The organism is Sulfitobacter sp. 15WGC (assembly GCF_005068605.1).
GTDB lineage: Bacteria > Pseudomonadota > Alphaproteobacteria > Rhodobacterales > Rhodobacteraceae > Sulfitobacter > Sulfitobacter faviae.
In genome coordinates, this window is sequence record NZ_SZNL01000076.1 from 1 (window position 1) to 485 (window position 485).

General features: G+C 57.7%; 2 pseudogenes. One reads left to right on the forward strand and one right to left on the reverse strand.

Annotation, left to right across the window (positions count from 1 at the left end):
* A pseudogene (locus tag FCK22_RS18045) lies at positions 1 to 323 on the forward strand (transposase); the annotation flags it as partial.
* A 21-nt stretch (positions 324 to 344) separates the two neighbouring features.
* Here FCK22_RS18045 and FCK22_RS19415 read toward each other — a convergent pair.
* Positions 345 to 485: pseudogene (locus FCK22_RS19415) on the reverse strand (IS3 family transposase); the annotation flags it as partial.

The following is a 485-nucleotide window of genomic DNA, read 5'->3' on the forward strand; positions in this document are numbered from 1 at the left end:
GGTGGGCCGATCAGAACGCAATTCCGTAGCACTATATCGACCCAGGGAAGCCGCAGCAGAACGCCTTTATCAAGTCATTAAACGGCAGCCTGCGCGACGAGCTGCTGAACGAGGAGATATTTGACACCCTGGACGACGCCCGCCGGAAGCTGGCGCTCTGGCGTTACGACTACAACACCGTCAGGCCGCACTCATCGCTCGGGAACAAAACACCGGTCGAAGCGTGCTGGACGCTTGAGCAATTTGAGTGCTCCGCGCCCGGCGCGCTTGCCAAGACCGAAACCGACGGCTACCAAAATCAAACCCGCAGACTCTCGTCATGAACGAGGGACCAGTGGGGGGCAGGTCAATTCAGATGTAAAATACCGCTTCTCATCAGTATATTTGACGGCCAGTTCGCGTGTGGTCAGCGCCTCATGTTCCAGCGCAAACTCGATCAGATCATCCCGCCGGTCCTGCGGAATACGGTTCCAGACCGACTTCGG